A 13,682-nucleotide genomic window follows, 5' to 3' on the forward strand; every position below is an offset into this window, starting at 1 on the left:
AGAAGGTTGAGGCTGGAGGAGAGAGTTAGAGAGCTTGCGCGCGCGGTGCGTCCTCCGGACGGGGCCGCGGCCGGAGCGGCGCGCGAGCGGCACCGGCGGCTGATCAAACCCCCGGGCAGCCTGGGCGCGCTGGAGGAGCTGGGCGCGCGGCTCGCAGCGATGGCCGGGGAGTGCCCGCCGCCGGTGCCGGAGCATCCGGCGGTGGTCGTAGCGGCCGGGGATCACGGCGTGCTGGCGCGGGGCGTCTCCCCCTGGCCGCAGGAGGTGACGGCCGCGATGGTCGCCGGCTTCTGCTCCGGCGGGGCGGCGGTCAACGCCATCGCCGAGGCGGTCGGGGCCCGGGTCAGCGTGCTGGACGTGGGGGTGGCCTCTCCCCTGCAGCCCCACCCCCGCCTGCGGAGCGCGAAGGTGCGCCCGGGGACGCGGGACATCAGCCGGGAGGCGGCGATGAGCCGGGAAGAGGCCGCCCGGGCCGTAATCTCCGGAGCCGGCATCGCCGGAGAGCTCGTGGAGAGCGGGGCGGACCTGCTCGTCACCGGGGACATGGGCATCGGGAACACCACCCCGGCGGCCGCGCTCGTCGCGGCCTTCACCGGCCGGCCGGCGCGAGAGGTCACCGGACGCGGGACCGGCATAGACGACGATACATTTAGGCTGAAGGTCAGGGTTATAGAGCAGGCGCTGGAGCTGCACGGGCCGGAGACGGCCGACGCTTTGGGCGTGGCGGCGGCGCTGGGGGGACTGGAGCACGCGGCGCTCGCGGGCGTCATCCTGGAAGGCGCCGCGCGCCGGGTGCCCGTGATCCTGGACGGCATCGCCGCGAACGCGGCCGCGCTCGTGGCCCGGTATCTCGCGCCGGAGTGTGCGGGGTACATGGTGGCCGGGCATCTTTCGGCCGAGCCGGGCGCGGGCGCGGCCCTCAAGCATCTGGGGCTCGAACCCCTGCTCGACCTCGGGATGCGGCTCGGGGAGGGGACCGGGGGGCTGCTCGCCGCGCCGCTCGTGCGGGCGGCCGCCGCGGTGCTCGCGCGGATGGACACCTTCGAGTCGGCGGGGATCGCGGAAGGATGAGGGCAGCGGCGGCGCTCGTTATAGATGCGCTCTTCGGGGAGCCTCCTGCCCGCCTGCATCCCACCGTGTGGATGGGGTGGGGGATCTCGCTTCTGGAGGAGCGGGCGCTGAAGCTGCGCTCGCCCCTCGGGCGCAGGATGGCCGGGGTCTTCATCGCCGCGGCGGTCCCGGCCACGAGCTCGCTTCTGGCGCTGGCGGTCCTGCGGTGCATGCCGCCGGCGCTGCGGGGGGTGCTGGAGTGGGCCCTGATCTCCACCACGCTCTGTCCGCGCGGGCTCGGGGAGGCGGCGCTCGCCGTGGAGCGCGCGCTGGAGCGGGGAGACCTTGAGAAGGCGCGGAACCTGGCGGGAGAGATGGTGGGCCGCGACACCCACCACCTCTCCGGAGGGGAGGTCGCCCGGGCCGCCGTCGAGTCGGTGGCGGAGAACACCAGCGACGGTGTCGTGGCTCCGGTATTCTACGCGTGCCTCTTCGGTGCGCCCGGGGCTCTGGCGTACCGGGCAGCGAACACGCTGGACTCCATGCTGGGATACACCCGCCCGCCCTACGGCGAGCTCGGCTGGGCCTCCGCCCGGCTGGACGACCTCGCAAACCTCCTGCCGGCCCGGCTCACGGTGCTCGCCGCCGCGGCGGCCTCCGGCAGACCCGGCCCCGTGCTGGCTGCGGCGCGGCGCTACGGTCCCCTGCACTCCAGCCCCAACGCCGGGCGGGTCGAAGCGGCCTTCGCCGGGGCGCTGGGGATCAGGCTCGGGGGCCGCAACTACTACTGGGGCGTACCGAACGAGGGTAGGTTCCTGGGCGACGGCCGCCCACCGGAGGCCCGGGACATCCGGCGGGCCGTGCGCCTCATGCGCCGGACCTGCCTGCTCGCGGCGCTTGCCGCCGTCCTCGCGGAGGCTCTGCGGCGTGGTTGAGGGCTGGGCGGATCACGCCGGCGGCCGCCACCACGGCGCTCACCGGGGCCTCGCCGCCCGCCGGCTGGGCACCGATCCCGGATACTTCCTGGACTTCAGCGCGAACATCAATCCTCTGGGGACTCCTCCGGTCGCACTGCGCGCCGCGCGCGCCGCCCTGGAAGAGGAGACCCGGCAGTACCCGGACCCCGGCTACCCGGAGCTGCGGGAGGCGCTGGCGGGATACCTGGGGGTTCCGCCCGGGCGCGTGCTGCCGACCAACGGGGGTGCTGAGGCCCTCTTTCTGGCCGCCCGCCTCTCCGGCGGGGGCGCGGCGCTCATCCTGGAGCCGACGTTCAGCGAGTACGCCGCCGCGGCGCGGGCGGCGGGGCTGGAGTGCCGGCGGCGGGTAGCCTGGCGGCCCGAGGGGGACCGATTCGTTCTGGACCCCGCAGCGCTGGACGACCTCTCCGGCGTCGGGCTCGTCTTCCTCTGCAACCCCAACAACCCCACCGGCGGCGCGCTCTCCCGGGAGGAGGTGCTGGAGGTGGCAGAGAGGGTGCGCAAGGCCGGGGCCGTCCTGGTGGTGGATGAGGCGTTCGCGGACTTCGCGCCGGGCTCCGGAGTGGCCTCCGAAACCGGCGCGGGGCTCGCCGCGGCCCGCTCCCTCACCAAGTTCTTCGCCCTGCCCGGGCTGCGGCTGGGATGCCTCGTCTCCCCGGAGACCGGGCGTCTGGCGGCCCTGCAGCCTGCCTGGCCGGTGAACGCGGTGGCCGCCGCGGCCGGAGCGGCCGCAATCTCCGACGCGCAGTTCGCCGCGCGCACCCTGAGGGAGGTGGCCCGCCTCCGCCGGGAGCTCTTCGAATCTTTAAGCGAGCTTCCCGGCATCGCGCCGTTCGCCGGGGCGGCGAACTTCCTGCTGGTGCGGGGCCCCGCCGGGCTCCCGCAGCGCCTGGCCCGCCGGGGCGTCCTGGTGCGCGGCTGCGCGCCGTTCATGGGTCTCGGCCCGGAGTACTTCCGCGTCGCGGTGCGCAGGGCTGAGGAGAACGCGGCTCTGGTGCAGGCGCTCCGGGAGGAGCTGTGAGCGTGCGGGCGCTCTTCATCGGCGGGGCCGGGAGCGGCAAGAGCGCCGCCGGCGAGGAGCTCGCCGGCAGGCTGGGCGGGGAGCGGGTGCTGTACGTCGCGACGGCGGGCGCGGGCGACGAGGAGATGGAGCGCCGGATAGCCGCTCACCGCCGCAGGAGGCCCGCCGGATGGGAGACCCTGGAGGCCGGGGGGGATCTGGCCCCGGTTCTGAAGCGTGCGGCCGGCATGGGAGCCGTGCTGCTGGACTCCCTGACGCTCTGGGTCTCGGGGCGCATGCTCGAAGGCGCAGGCGACGAGGAGATCCTGGAGAGCTTAGACCGCTTCCTCCGGCGCGCCGGGTCCGCCGCAGAGCCTTTCGTCGTGGTCACCGACGAGGTGGGCCAGGGGGTGGTGCCTGAGAGCGCCGCCGGCCGCAGGTTCCGGGACCTTCTGGGCGCGGCCAACCGGCGGGCCGCCGCGGCGGCCGGCGAGGTCTACCTCTGCGTGGCCGGTATACCGGTCCGGATCAAGTAACGTGCGGGGCTTGCTCTCTTTCTTTACGGTCTTTCCCGCCCGGGCGGCGACGCTGGAGGAAACCGCCCGCTCGGTACACCTGCTGCCGCTGGTCGGGCTTGTGGCCGGTCTGCCGGGGGCGGCGCTCGCACTCTCCGGTTACCTCCTGCCGGCCGGGGTCGCGGCCGCGCTGGCGCTCGGAGCGGTGCTGCTGGCCGCCGGGCTGCACCACGCCGACGGTCTCCTGGACGTCGGGGACGCCCTCATGGTGCGGGGGAGCCCGGCCCGCCGGCGGGAGGTGCTGAAGGATCTCCGGGTCGGCGCCGGCGCGCTGGCCGCGGCCTTCCTGGTCTACGCGCCCGCCGTCGCCGCGCTGGCGAGTCTGGTGGAGCGCTCCCCCATCTCCGCGGCTCTGGCGCTGCTCGCCGGGGAGGCGGCGGCCCGCTCGGCGATGCTCTGCCTGCTGAGCTTCGGGGAGGCGGCGGAGCGAACCTCGTCCGCCGCGCCCTTCACGGCCGCCCTCAAGGACCGGCGCAGGAGGCACGCCGGGCTGGCGCTGGCGCTGGCGCTGCCGGCGCTCGTGGCGATACCCTCAGGCGCTCCGGCCCCGATTCTCGCGCTGCTCTGGCTGCCGGCGGCCGGACTGTCGCTCGCGGTCGCGCGGCGGGCCTTCGGCGGCATCGGAGGTGACGTCTGCGGGGCGTCCGGGGAGCTGGCCCGGACGCTGGTCCTGGTCGGTCTTTCGGCGGGGGGCGCGTGATGGAGGGCGGGGTGGAGGCGATCCTCGTCCGCCACGGGGAGTCCACCGCGAACGCGCGCGGGATCTGGCAGGGCCGGCTGGACTTCCCGCTCTCCCGGCAGGGGTGGCGGCAGGCGGCGCAACTCGGCCGGGCGCTGCGCTCCCGGCCGGTGGCCGCAATCTACAGCAGCCCTCAGCTCCGGGCGGTGCAGACGGCCCGCGCGGTAGCGGGCGAGCTGGGCCGCCCGCCGGGCGCGGTGGTCCTCCTGGACGGGCTCGCCGAGCGCCACGGAGGTATCCTGCAGGGCACTGCCTGGGCAGAGCTGGAGGCGCGCGACCCGGAGCTGGTACGGAGGTTCTGGAGCCTGCCGGACGGGGAACGCTGGCAGCTCCTCGGAGCCGAGAGCACCCCGGCGGTCGTAGAGCGGTCCCGGCAGGCCCTGGAGGAGATCCGGGGCCGTCACGGGCCGGACGAAGCGGCCGTTGTCGTCTCGCACGGGGGGCTGCTGGAGACCCTGCTGATGGACCTGCTAGGCGCGGAGGCGCTCGGTGGCCGCCGGCTGCCCAACGCTTCCGTGACCCGCCTGCTCCTCGCAGATCCCGCCCCTCGGCTGCTGGAGCTGGGCTCCACCGCTCACCTCGAAGGTGGCGGCGAAGCGCCCCCGGGGCCGGCGGGCTGGTAGCGCGCCGCGGACTCCAGGAAGGCGCGCAGGTTCTCCTCGCCGGGACGGACCACGCCCAGCTCGGCGATCCTCCTGCGGGAGGCGTGTCTGGTCCATGAGCCGGACCCTGCCTTCATACCATAAGCAGCCCCTTCCCCGCGAATCTAGCACCCGTGCCGGTCCTCCGGCAACGGGCCCGCTACCCCGGCGGGTTCTTCAACAGCTCCCACGCGTCGGCCGGGCCGGTGAGCAGCAGGATAATAAGCAGGAGCGCCCCGAGCGGGATCAGCGCCGCTGCCGCTGCCCGCCCGAAGCTCAGGCGGTGCGTCTCCTGCATCGCGGCCGTTGCCACGTACAGCCCGTAGGGGACGGCGACGAGTGGTGCGTAGGGAACCCAGAGCACCGCCGCTATGGCCGTGGCGAAGCCGTAGGCCCGGAAGGTGGGCAGGAACCCGCGGGTCGGAGAGTTGTCGGGGTTGAGGACCATGAGCGAGAGCGCCGCGAGCCCCGCCACGAACGCCGGTCCCAGCACCGCGGCCACAACGAGCCCGACCACCGGTGCGTAGAGCAGCACGGGGTTGAACTCCCGCGCCCACACCGCTTCCAGCAGCGCGCTCAGCACCAGGTTGACGTACAGCACTCCGGCGGCGAAGAGTGCCGGGCGCAACGGCCCGCCCTCGGGGTCCAGACCCCGGAAGAAGCGCCGCGGCCTGAGCCACACGCCCCCGAGCGCCTCCCGGAAGCCCTCCGGCGAGCGGTAGCCTGCCACCCGGCGTCCCACTACTCCTCCCCCTCCCGCATCACCTCTCCGAGCCAGACCTCGAAGCTCAGGCTCGCCGTGTCCTCCTCGGGTACGCCCACGATCACGTTGCCGCGCTCGATCCGGATCTCGCCGCTTCCCCGGATGCGGCCCGCAAGCTCGACGTCCCCGGCACCGACCCGCACGTCCAGCGTCCCCAGGGTGAGGTCCCGCAGCTCCACGCTGCCGGCGTCGGCGCGCAGGGAGAGCCGACCGGTCTCGGTTGTCACGTTCTCTACCGTAGCGTCGCCGGCGGAGGTCTCCACCGTTACCGAGCCCCGCGATCCGGCGACGGTGACGTCGCCGGCTCCGGTGCCCGCCGTCACGTCCCCGAGCACGCCGCGGACCTCCACCGCCCCCGAGCCCGTCTCCACCGTCACCGAGCTCCCGGCGGGCACGGCCAGCTCGTAATCTACGGCAGTGTTGCGGCCGCCGCCGCTCTCAATGTAGAGCGTGTCGCCCTCGCGCTCGATGTCTATCGGGATGCCGGCCGCCCGCTGCTCCGCGGCGGCCTCATCCGGGCCGCGGGCGTGCCGGCGGGCCGTAATCTCCACCGCCTCAAGTCCCTCCCGCCCCTCCACGATCACGCGCCCCACGCCGCCCCGGACGGTCACGGCCGGCTCTTCACCGGTGTTGACCGATTCGCCGTACTCGCTCGTGCCTCCGGCCCGCGTGTCGTAGGAGCGCCAGAGGTAGAGGCCTGCCGCCGCCAGCCCGATGAGCGCCGCAAGGACGGCGGCCAGGATCAGGGTCCGCCGCCCGCGTCCCTCCCCGCCCTCCTCCCGCCGCTCCCTTTCGCGCTCATCCCGCATGGGGTAATTCTACCGGGGCGGAGAATCCGGGATAAGGGAGCCCCGCCGGGGCAGAAAATCAGGAAGAATTATTGATGCAACTCGGGGAGAATGCGGGTAAAATCACATACATGACGATATTCCGGTACGAGAGGGAGCTCCGGGAGGGAGACTACGTCCGGCGCAAGGATGCCGAGCCGGGCAACAACGTGGACCCGGTGGTGCGCATAGTAGAGGATCTGGGGACCGTGGAGATCCCCTGCGGGGAGGTGGACTGCCGGGCCAACTGCATCGAGTACATGGTGGAGTCCTTCCGCAAGCGGGAGAGCTACACGCTCCCCGAGTGCCGTATCCGGCCTCTGGTAAGCATCCTCTAGCGGCCTCGTCCGCCGGGGGCGTTCTCCTATATAATCCGCCATCATGCGGGCGCTGGTTGCAAGCGGGATCGTCCTGGTAGCAGCCGGGATCTACCTGCTCCTCCCCGGCTTCGGGGTTCTCGGGCTTCCTCCCATAGGGGCCTACTGGCCCGCTCCCATCCTGCTGGCCGGCATCATCTCGCTCTGGGCCTACTTCTCCCGGCGGGGCGGTCCGGAGGAGATCTTCTTCGGCCTCGCCCTGACCGGCCTCGGAGCCGTGCTGCTCCTGCACACCCTTCGCGGCTACGGAGCGGGCGTGGGGGATCTTCTGCCGGCCGTCTTCTTCGTAGCGGGCCTGGCGTTCCTGGCCCGTTACGGCGTGGACCGCTCCACCGGCGCCTCGGCGCTGGCGCTGGGGCTGGTGCTCACCCCGCTGGGGACCTTCTACCTGCTGGTGGAGCAGGGGCTGCTGAACCCGGCGGTTGCCTCGTTCTGGCCGGTGCTCCTCATCCTGGGCGGGCTGCCGCTGCTCTTCGCACGCAAGTAGAAGTCTAATCTCCCGCCACGGCCGCCAGGATCGCCAGCACTCCGGCGAGCAGCGTCGGGAGCAGCAGCAGGGCGAAGGCTCCGGAGAGCGCGAGCCGGGCCGCCTCCAGCGCCGGCTGTGGCGAGAGAGCGCCGGCACTCAGCACCAGCGCCCCGCCGGCGATCAGGGCCGCCGGAGCGCCCACGAGGTCCTCTTGGCTCGGGACCGCACCCAGGGCGAACGACCCCGCTACATACAGCCACAGAGCTCCCAGCAGCGGCTGCTCGAAGGCCTGCCGCAGCCGCTCCAGCATCTCCCCCGCCCCCAGACCCACCAGCTCGGACGGGTTCACCGGCGTGAGCCACATGGTCACCAGCCACACGCCCAGAGAGTTGAGCAGGAGCGGCGCCAGCCCGATGAACGCCTCCACCAGTACCCCGCGCCGGGCGTGGCGCACGTAGCCGAGCTGTATCCGGCCGTCCGGACGCACACCGGGCTTGAACGGGGCGAAACCGGCGACCCGGGTCCCGGTGGCCAGACACGCCAGATAGTGCGCCGTCTCGTGCAGGATGACCCCGGGGGCCACGAAGAGGTAGAAGATCAGACGCCTCCCGGACGACCCGTACGCCATCCCGCCCAGATGCGAGAGCGCGTAGGAGCCCAGCGCGTACAGGGCCACGAGCTGTAGCAGAACCGCCAGAGCGGCCGAGTGGACCGACTCCACGGCCTACCCTGTCGAGATCCGACGAGCCATACCCGAAGCACCTCCGGCAGACGAAGAAGCCACCGGAGTAATATAGCAGCGCGCCAGTGCGGGCTACAGGCCGCCCTCGCCGGAGACCCGGGTCTCGCCCCCGCCCTTCGCCCGCAGCTTGAGCAGCAGCCCCCCGCCGATGGGAGCCAGGAAGAGGCCCGTAAGGCCCGCCGGCAACAGATCCCGCGCCAGCGTCCAGCCGATCAGGAGCGGTATGCCCCCGCCCTCGTGGATGGAGGCGCGGATGAGGTTGAGCGGGTCCATCACACCGCCGGGCGGCAGCAGCCCGGTGAGGTACGCCGCGACGGTAAGCGCCGTTGAGATGACCCCTATGAAGATCCCCAGCCCGAGGCTGAGCGGCAGCCGGCGCGCCGAGGAGACGGCGTACCGGGTGTTACCGCCCCGCCACAGCAGCAGAAGCCCGTAGAGAGGCCCCCCGACGAGACCGGCCAGCAACCCCGAAGCCAGATACACCGTGGCCAGCAGTCCCAGATCACCCTCCGGGTGCTCCCCCTGCACCGTGAACAGCATGACCAGCGGGAACGGGAAGAAGGACTTTATGACCGTGAAGGCCACCCCGTACACCAGCCCGACTCCTAGCAACCTGCCGAACAACATCACCTGTCATCCTCCGTATGAACCATCCGGTTTGTTAAGCGTTGCGGCGGCGGACCGGACAGAGCCCCCGCAACGGGCGCAAAAACCCCCGCGCCCGATCACTACAGAAGGTAGCACGCCGGAGGGCTCCTGCAGCAATATTTTTCACCACCCTCTGCTAGAATCCCCTCCCATGGCGAACGCGACGGCCTGCTACCACAGGATCTCCACCCCGCTCGGCCCCCTCTGGGCCGCCGCGACGGACGCCGGAGTCTGCGCCATCGAACTCCACCGTACCGAAGAAGACCTTCGCCGCTCCCTGACCGCCCGCGCACTGCGGCCCGAACACACCCCGGAGCGCCTGCAGGCCCTGGAGCGCGAGCTCACAGAGTACCTCACCGGCGAGCGCCCCAGCCTCGACGCCCCGCCAGACCTCTCCGGCATCGGCGGGTTCCGGCGCGATATCCTGCTCACCCTCTACAAGACCCGCTTCGGAGAGGTCGTATCTTACGGCGAGCTGGCCTACCGCGCCGGCCATCCCCGCGCCGCCCGCGCCGCCGGTAACGCCGTCGCCACCAACCCGGTGCCGCTCATCATCCCGTGTCACCGCGTCATCCGGAGCGACGGAACCCCAGGCAGCTACGCCGTCCGCTCCCTGCCACCCGCAGAAGGACTCAAGCTTAAACTCCACCTCCTCGCCCTCGAGGGCGTGAGGCTCTAGCAGACCGCTTGCCCTCGCAGGCGACGGGCGTATACTTGCTGGGGCAAGTATTTTCAGAGACTGCGAGCGGAGAATGACGAGAGGCGAGAAGCTGGCGGAGAAGTTCGAAGGTTTCAGTCCGTTTCATCCGTTGCTGGCACCGCTGGGGCTGGCGACCCGGCGCTTTCTGCGGCTCTTTGAGCGGGAGTCGGGTTTTTCGGCGCCCAAGTGGTTCATTCTGGCGGTACTGGAGCGGGAAGACGGGCTGAGTCAGGGCGAGGTATCGCAGCTCTTTGAGCTGGATCCTTCGCGGGTCACCCGGATCGGTCAGGCGCTGGAGAGCGACGGTTTCATCCGGCGCGACCGGTGCGAGGCGGACAACCGGGTGGTGCGCATGTACCTGACGGACAAGGGTCGGGAGCATCTCGAGAGGCTTCCCGCCTTTCGGGAGGGCATCCACCGGCGCATTCGGGAGGCGCTCGGCGAGGCTGAGCAGGCGGAGCTCAAGCGGATGCTGGAGGCGCTGGCGGAGGCGATGAAGAGGTGACCGGCTTGCGCCGGGAGAACGTCATATTCATCGCGCTGATGGCGGGGATGCTCGTCGCCGCGAGCAGCCAGACCATCATCTCCCCCGCCCTGCCGGTCATGGTCGCCGAGCTGGGCGGCATGGACCACTACAGCTGGCTGCCCACTTCGGGGCTGCTCGCTTCGGCGGTGACCGTACCCATCGTCGGGAAGCTCTCGGACATGTACGGCCGGCGTGGCTTCTACATCGGGGGGTTTGTGCTCTTCCTAACCGGCTCGGCTCTGGCCGGGGCGGCTCAGGACTTCTGGTGGCTGGTGGCGGCCCGGGTGGTACAGGGTATGGGGATGGGGACGATCATGCCGCTCTCCCAGACCATAATCGGGGACATCATCTCGCCGCGGGAGCGCGGACGGTACATGGGGTATATGGGGGCGGTCTTCGGGCTCGCTTCGGTAACGGGGCCGCTCGCCGGAGGCCTGATAACGGACAATGCGAGCTGGCGATGGCTCTTCTATGTGAACCTGCCCATCGGGATAGCGGCTCTGGCGTTCATCGCGATGTACCTCCACCCGCCGCAGCTCGTTCGGCGGCACAAGATAGACTACATCGGGTTCGTCACGCTGGGCCTCGGGCTCACGGCCGTGCTGCTAGCCACCTCCTGGGGCGGGACGGTCTACCCGTGGGGCTCGTGGCAGATACTCGGGTTGTACGCGGCCGGGATTCTCGCTCTGGCGGCCTTCGCCGTCAACGAAACGCGGGCTCCGGACCCCGTCATACCGCCCCGCCTTTGGAGAAACCCCGTCTTCACGCTCTCCAATCTCGCCAGCATGACGATCATCATGACGTTCTTCGGAGCCACGATCTACATCCCGGTCTTCGCGCAGGGCGTGATCGGGATGAGCGTCACCGGCTCCGGGGCGGTCATCGTGCCGCTAATGCTCTCCATGATCCTCGTCAGCATCCTGGTGGGGCGGCTCATCACCCGCACCGGGCGCTACAAAGCCTTCGTACTGGCCGGGACGCTCGCCGTGGCGCTCGGCTACATTCTGCTCGCCCGGCTCGGCCCGGGCTCCACACAGCTCGACCTCACGCTGGCGATGGCGGTCATAGGGATCGGGCTCGGGGCCGTCATCCAGACCTACACGCTCATCGTGCAGAACGCCACCTCGCGGGAGGATCTGGGCGTGGCGACCGCGACCACCCAGTTCTCCCGCTCGGCGGGAGCGACGCTCGGCATCTCGCTCTTCGGCACCATAATGACCGGCGGGATGGCGCGCGAGATGCCGAGATACCTGCCGGAAGGGGCCGCCCCTGCGCAGCTTGCCAACGGCGGCGGAGTGGGAGCGGTACTGGACCCGGAGACACTTACCGGCCTCTCCCCCGCCGTCGAGGCCGGTATCCGGGAGGGGCTGGCCGCCGCGATGCAGCCGGTCTTCCTCGCCGGCATCCCGCTGGCCCTGCTGGCTTTCGCGGCCACGCTGTTCATCAAGGAGCTGCCGCTCAGGCTCACCTCGTTCGCCGCCGAGGCCGAGAAACGGGAGGCGGCACGGCGCCTGCTGGCGGCCGGGGTCTGGCTGACACAACTGGCGGACGAGGTGGAGCACGCCAACGGCGACGTGCCGGAGGCGCTGGAGGCCGCTGCCCGGCTGGTGCCGGGAGAACCGCGTGAGTCCGGCCGGGAGCGCGCAAGGCGGGCGGCGCGGGAGGTGATCCGGCCCCTGGCGGCGCAGCTTCTGCTGACCGCAACGCACGCGAGAGACCCGGATCGCCGGCCGGAGCGTTCCAGGGTCGACGGACGTGCCTGATCCCTCTTCTCGACGTCCCTCAAGGGGGAGCGATCCGGTCCCGGCAGTCGAAGCCGGCGCGGTTACCATCCCCTTTCCGCGAACGTCCCGACGGCGTAGACGAAGAGGACCAGGACGCCGAACAGGGTCAGGACCAGGACGGCCAGCCCCAGCCACAGGCTACCCACGACCAGCCAGTTACGGAGAGCCTCTCTGCCCCGGCGGCGGGCCTCCTCCGGGGAACGCGGCTCGAACGGCGAAGGGAAGAGGCGCCTGACCACCGCTATGGAGAACCCGAAGCCGGTCCCTGCCGCAAGCGAGGCCCCGGAGACCTCCAGAGATGGCCGGGAGGCGAGGTAGGCGAGAAAGATCAGGGCGAGCAGAGCGGCCACCCGGCGGCCCCACCGTTTCGAGAGGGTGAGCAGGAAGACCAGCGCGTAGCCGCCCAGAAACCCGACCCCGTACTGAAAGACCTCCCCGGCCCGCGCAGATCCGGTCTTCGCCGCAAGCCCGACCAGGGCCAGAACCCCGGCCAGTATGGCGAGGCCATAGAGCTCCCGCCGGTCTTTGTAAGACAGGCCTCGCACCCCGGATACACCTCCTGCCCGGGGAGTGTAACATCCCGCCGGCGCTCCGATGGCAGAGGCTATCAGCCGCCGGGGAACCATCTTCTGGGCAGCCGATCCGGTCAACGTCAGAAGCGGCATCAAGGATATACACTCAGTCCCATGAGCGGGAGCGCAAAGGAGATCATCGCGGAGAAGGCCCGGGCGCTCGGCTTCGACCTCGTGGGAGTGTCGCGGGCGGAGCCGCTGGAGGCCGGCGGCGAGCGCCTGCGCGAGTGGCAGGCGGCCGGGATGGCCGGGGAGATGGCGTACATGAACCGTCCGGTGGAGCTGCTTTCGGACCCGCGCAAGCTTCAGAAGAGCGCGCGAAGCGTAATCTCTTTGGGCGTCTCCTACTACCCCGGAGAGCACCCGGAGAACCCCGGGAGCGGCGGGCGGGTCGCCCGCTACGCCTGGGGCCGGGACTACCACGAGGTCATCAAAGAGCGGCTGTTCCGGCTGCGGCGGGAGCTGGAAGAAGAGCTGGGGGTGAAGATAAAGGCCCGCGCCTTCACCGACGCCGTACCGCTTTTGGAGCGCTCGGCGGCCCAGCGCGCGGGCCTGGGCTTCTTCGGGCGCAACTCGTGCCTGATCAACGGCGAGATCGGCTCCTACTTCTTCATAGCGGACCTGATAGTAGACCTGGAGCTGGAGCCGGACGAGCCCGGCAGCGGGACCTGCGGGCGCTGCACCCGCTGTATGAGCGCCTGCCCGACCGGCGCCATAAAGGCCCCCGGCGTGGTGGACGCCCGGCTCTGCATCTCCTACCTCACCATCGAGAACCGGGGCGAGATCCCACGCAAGCTGCGGCCGCTCGTCGGGGACTGGGCCTTCGGCTGCGACGTCTGCCAGGAGGTCTGCCCGTACAACAAGCGCAAGGCGCAGAAGAGCCGCTGGCCGGAGTTCTCCGCCGAGGCCGGCGCCGGAGAGTACCTGGACCTCCTGGAGGTGCTGGAGATCCGGGACGAAGAAGCGTTCGAGCGGCACTTCGCCGGCACGCCGCTCACCCGCCCCGGCCGCGCCGGGCTGGTGCGCAACTGCTGCGTGGTCGCCGGGAACCTGAGGCTCGAAGCTGCGGTCCCGGCTCTCATCCGGTGCCTGACCGAAGACGAGTCTCCAGTGGTGCGCGCTCACGCGGCGTGGGCGCTGGGTGAGATCGGGGGCGCGGCGGCCGGAGCCGCGCTCCGGCGGGCGGCAGAGGCGGAAGGCGACCCCCGCTGCCGGGAGGAGATCCGCGCAGCGGAGACCTCCTGCGCGAAGAAGTCGGCGCCCCGATCTCCCTGAAGTCGGAGAGGCCTTCG

17 protein-coding genes are annotated in these 13,682 nt (G+C 71.4%); 12 read left to right on the top strand and 5 right to left on the bottom strand.

Annotation, left to right across the window (positions count from 1 at the left end):
- Positions 1 to 6 precede the first annotated feature (6 nt).
- From cobT to E0L93_RS14565, 6 genes are read left to right on the top strand one after another with little or no spacing between them, the layout of a single operon-like run.
- A complete protein-coding gene (gene cobT, locus E0L93_RS14540) occupies positions 7 to 1,071 on the top strand; it encodes a nicotinate-nucleotide--dimethylbenzimidazole phosphoribosyltransferase (protein WP_207890536.1) in 1,065 nt (354 codons plus the stop codon).
- Entirely contained in the window at positions 1,068 to 1,985 is a 918-nt protein-coding gene (gene cbiB, locus E0L93_RS14545; protein ID WP_132692802.1) for an adenosylcobinamide-phosphate synthase CbiB, read from the top strand. Before cobT ends, cbiB begins: the two co-directional genes overlap by 4 nt.
- Positions 1,978 to 3,048, top strand: a complete 1,071-nt coding sequence (gene cobD, locus E0L93_RS14550) for a threonine-phosphate decarboxylase CobD (RefSeq protein WP_165874399.1) — start codon at positions 1,978 to 1,980, stop codon at positions 3,046 to 3,048. The genes cbiB and cobD overlap by 8 nt, the downstream gene beginning before the upstream one ends.
- Complete coding sequence (cobU, locus tag E0L93_RS14555; protein WP_132692804.1) at positions 3,045 to 3,563, top strand: bifunctional adenosylcobinamide kinase/adenosylcobinamide-phosphate guanylyltransferase; 519 nt, start codon at positions 3,045 to 3,047, stop codon at positions 3,561 to 3,563. The genes cobD and cobU overlap by 4 nt, the downstream gene beginning before the upstream one ends.
- A 1-nt stretch (position 3,564) precedes the next feature.
- Entirely contained in the window at positions 3,565 to 4,302 is a 738-nt protein-coding gene (gene cobS / locus E0L93_RS14560; protein ID WP_165874400.1) for an adenosylcobinamide-GDP ribazoletransferase, read from the top strand.
- Positions 4,302 to 4,964: a histidine phosphatase family protein gene (locus E0L93_RS14565; RefSeq protein ID WP_132692806.1), complete on the top strand. Its 663-nt coding sequence runs from the start codon at positions 4,302 to 4,304 to the stop codon at positions 4,962 to 4,964. The genes cobS and E0L93_RS14565 overlap by 1 nt, the downstream gene beginning before the upstream one ends.
- 178 nt (positions 4,965 to 5,142) lie before the next feature.
- On the opposite strand, the gene E0L93_RS14570 is transcribed toward E0L93_RS14565, so the two are convergent.
- Together E0L93_RS14570 and E0L93_RS14575 are read right to left on the bottom strand one after the other, a co-directional pair.
- On the bottom strand, positions 5,143 to 5,724 hold the full coding sequence (locus E0L93_RS14570) for a YIP1 family protein (RefSeq protein ID WP_165874401.1): 582 nt from the start codon (positions 5,722 to 5,724) through the stop codon (positions 5,143 to 5,145).
- Complete coding sequence (locus tag E0L93_RS14575) at positions 5,724 to 6,554, bottom strand: DUF4097 family beta strand repeat-containing protein (protein WP_132692808.1); 831 nt, start codon at positions 6,552 to 6,554, stop codon at positions 5,724 to 5,726. Before E0L93_RS14575 ends, E0L93_RS14570 begins: the two co-directional genes overlap by 1 nt.
- 110 nt (positions 6,555 to 6,664) lie before the next feature.
- Between E0L93_RS14575 and E0L93_RS14580 the strand changes: the two genes are divergently transcribed.
- Together E0L93_RS14580 and E0L93_RS14585 are read left to right on the top strand one after the other, a co-directional pair.
- Entirely contained in the window at positions 6,665 to 6,910 is a 246-nt protein-coding gene (locus E0L93_RS14580; RefSeq protein WP_132692809.1) for a hypothetical protein, read from the top strand.
- Positions 6,911 to 6,953: 43 nt separating this feature from the next.
- Positions 6,954 to 7,436: a hypothetical protein gene (locus E0L93_RS14585; RefSeq protein WP_132692810.1), complete on the top strand. Its 483-nt coding sequence runs from the start codon at positions 6,954 to 6,956 to the stop codon at positions 7,434 to 7,436.
- 4 nt (positions 7,437 to 7,440) lie between these two features.
- On the opposite strand, the gene E0L93_RS14590 is transcribed toward E0L93_RS14585, so the two are convergent.
- Positions 7,441 to 8,139: a hypothetical protein gene (locus E0L93_RS14590; RefSeq protein ID WP_132692811.1), complete on the bottom strand. Its 699-nt coding sequence runs from the start codon at positions 8,137 to 8,139 to the stop codon at positions 7,441 to 7,443.
- Between the two features lie 93 nt (positions 8,140 to 8,232).
- A complete protein-coding gene (locus E0L93_RS14595) occupies positions 8,233 to 8,787 on the bottom strand; it encodes a hypothetical protein (protein ID WP_165874402.1) in 555 nt (184 codons plus the stop codon).
- A gap of 172 nt (positions 8,788 to 8,959) precedes the next feature.
- Here E0L93_RS14595 and E0L93_RS14600 point away from each other — a divergent pair, with 172 nt between their 5' ends.
- The 3 genes from E0L93_RS14600 (at position 8,960) to E0L93_RS14610 (ending at position 11,797) form a co-directional block, all read left to right on the top strand.
- Positions 8,960 to 9,487, top strand: coding sequence for a methylated-DNA--[protein]-cysteine S-methyltransferase (locus E0L93_RS14600; protein WP_165874403.1), 528 nt, complete (start codon positions 8,960 to 8,962; stop codon positions 9,485 to 9,487).
- Positions 9,488 to 9,560: 73 nt separating this feature from the next.
- Positions 9,561 to 10,013: a MarR family winged helix-turn-helix transcriptional regulator gene (locus E0L93_RS14605; protein WP_132692814.1), complete on the top strand. Its 453-nt coding sequence runs from the start codon at positions 9,561 to 9,563 to the stop codon at positions 10,011 to 10,013.
- Entirely contained in the window at positions 10,010 to 11,797 is a 1,788-nt protein-coding gene (locus E0L93_RS14610) for an MDR family MFS transporter (RefSeq protein ID WP_243638257.1), read from the top strand. Before E0L93_RS14605 ends, E0L93_RS14610 begins: the two co-directional genes overlap by 4 nt.
- A 62-nt stretch (positions 11,798 to 11,859) precedes the next feature.
- Here E0L93_RS14610 and E0L93_RS14615 read toward each other — a convergent pair whose 3' ends face one another.
- Positions 11,860 to 12,363: a hypothetical protein gene (locus E0L93_RS14615; RefSeq protein ID WP_132692815.1), complete on the bottom strand. Its 504-nt coding sequence runs from the start codon at positions 12,361 to 12,363 to the stop codon at positions 11,860 to 11,862.
- 141 nt (positions 12,364 to 12,504) lie between these two features.
- On the opposite strand from E0L93_RS14615, the gene queG reads away from it, so the two are divergent.
- A complete protein-coding gene (gene queG / locus E0L93_RS14620) occupies positions 12,505 to 13,665 on the top strand; it encodes a tRNA epoxyqueuosine(34) reductase QueG (RefSeq protein WP_132692816.1) in 1,161 nt (386 codons plus the stop codon).
- The last annotated feature ends 17 nt before the right edge of the window (positions 13,666 to 13,682 follow it).

Origin of the sequence: Rubrobacter taiwanensis, assembly GCF_004337705.1 — a bacterium.
Taxonomy (GTDB): Bacteria; Actinomycetota; Rubrobacteria; order Rubrobacterales; family Rubrobacteraceae; genus Rubrobacter_C; species Rubrobacter_C taiwanensis.

Bases quoted from the DNA above. Each gene is read 5' to 3' on its own strand.
- cbiB (WP_132692802.1), top strand. From the start codon at position 1,068: ATGAGGGCAGCGGCGGCGCTCGTTATAGATGCGCTCTTCGGGGAGCCT.
- E0L93_RS14565 (WP_132692806.1), top strand. From the start codon at position 4,302: ATGGAGGGCGGGGTGGAGGCGATCCTCGTCCGCCACGGGGAGTCCACC.
- E0L93_RS14575 (WP_132692808.1), bottom strand. From the start codon at position 6,554: ATGCGGGATGAGCGCGAAAGGGAGCGGCGGGAGGAGGGCGGGGAGGGA.
- E0L93_RS14580 (WP_132692809.1), top strand. From the start codon at position 6,665: ATGACGATATTCCGGTACGAGAGGGAGCTCCGGGAGGGAGACTACGTC.
- E0L93_RS14585 (WP_132692810.1), top strand. From the start codon at position 6,954: ATGCGGGCGCTGGTTGCAAGCGGGATCGTCCTGGTAGCAGCCGGGATC.
- E0L93_RS14595 (WP_165874402.1), bottom strand. From the start codon at position 8,787: ATGTTGTTCGGCAGGTTGCTAGGAGTCGGGCTGGTGTACGGGGTGGCC.
- E0L93_RS14600 (WP_165874403.1), top strand. From the start codon at position 8,960: ATGGCGAACGCGACGGCCTGCTACCACAGGATCTCCACCCCGCTCGGC.
- E0L93_RS14605 (WP_132692814.1), top strand. From the start codon at position 9,561: ATGACGAGAGGCGAGAAGCTGGCGGAGAAGTTCGAAGGTTTCAGTCCG.
- queG (WP_132692816.1), top strand. From the start codon at position 12,505: ATGAGCGGGAGCGCAAAGGAGATCATCGCGGAGAAGGCCCGGGCGCTC.